The 959-nt window shown below is 58.5% G+C and carries 1 protein-coding gene and 2 pseudogenes; all 3 read left to right on the top strand.

What is annotated here, in order from left to right:
- Positions 1 to 85: pseudogene (locus AACS18_RS23195) on the top strand (MotA/TolQ/ExbB proton channel family protein); the annotation flags it as partial.
- A gap of 67 nt (positions 86 to 152) precedes the next feature.
- Positions 153 to 560 carry an ExbD/TolR family protein gene (locus AACS18_RS06625; RefSeq protein WP_033137735.1) on the top strand — a complete coding sequence of 136 codons (408 nt, stop codon included), beginning with the start codon at positions 153 to 155 and terminating at the stop codon, positions 558 to 560.
- 16 nt (positions 561 to 576) lie between these two features.
- Positions 577 to 959 (top strand): annotated as a pseudogene (locus tag AACS18_RS06620) (sugar ABC transporter substrate-binding protein); the annotation flags it as partial.

Here is a 959-nt window from a genome sequence, read left to right as displayed (position 1 = left end):
TTCCGGCCTGTTTTTTGTCAACCAGCTCGATCACAAAGCCAAACTGGCGGTGCAAAAGCTGGAAGACAACCTGAAACACGGTTGATGCAGGATGCATACCCCCGGTGAGGCATGGCCTGCCGGGGGCACAGAACAAGCAAGGAGTTTCTGCTATGAGAAAACGTTACAGCGACAGCGGTGCTGACGAGGCGGCTATCGATTTGACCCCCATGCTGGACATAGTGTTCATCATGCTGATCTTCTTCATCGTCACCACCTCCTTCGTCAAGGAGTCCGGTGTCGAGATCAACCGTCCCAGTGCCAGCACGGCCGAGACGGTGAAGAAGGGCAATATCATGGTCGCGGTACGCGAAAACGGTCAGGTCTGGGTCGACAAGCGCATTGTGGAAGTGGGGGCTGTACGTGCCAACATCGAGCGGCTGCGTGCCGAGAACCCGGAGAGCGCCGTGGTGATCCAGGCCGATACCGAATCCCGTTCCGGTCTGGTGGTGCAGGTCATGGATCAGATCCGCATGGCCGGTGTCCAGAACATCTCCATCGCTGCCAGCAAGAGCAGCTGATGCTGGAGAGAGACCTATGAGATACCTGATATCGTTGGTGGTCTCCTGTGTGGTGGTGTTCTTTCTGTTTTTGGGAATGAACAAGCTGATCACACCGGATCACCGGGAGCTGGTGGAGAAAGATGACGTCGCCATGACCGATTTCATTCGCATCAAGCCCCAGGAGACCCTGCAAGAGAAGCAACGGGAGCTGCCCAAACCGCCGCCGCCGAACCGTCCGCCCCCCCCTCCCGAGATGGAGGTGGCCAGCACGGATCGGCCGCAGATGGAGAGCTCTCCCATGGATATGCCCAAGCTCGACATTCCGGTCAATATCGGTGGTGGCAATGCCCTCGGTGCCTACAGCACCGGCGGTGGTGGTGGCGGGATCGGTGGCAACAACGGCGCTATTCCGCTGGC

This window comes from Aeromonas sp. HMWF015 (genome assembly GCF_963878965.1).
GTDB lineage: Bacteria > Pseudomonadota > Gammaproteobacteria > Enterobacterales > Aeromonadaceae > Aeromonas > Aeromonas veronii.
The sequence above is the reverse complement of the archived record's forward strand: the minus strand, read 5'-3'. Positions and strand labels throughout refer to the sequence as shown.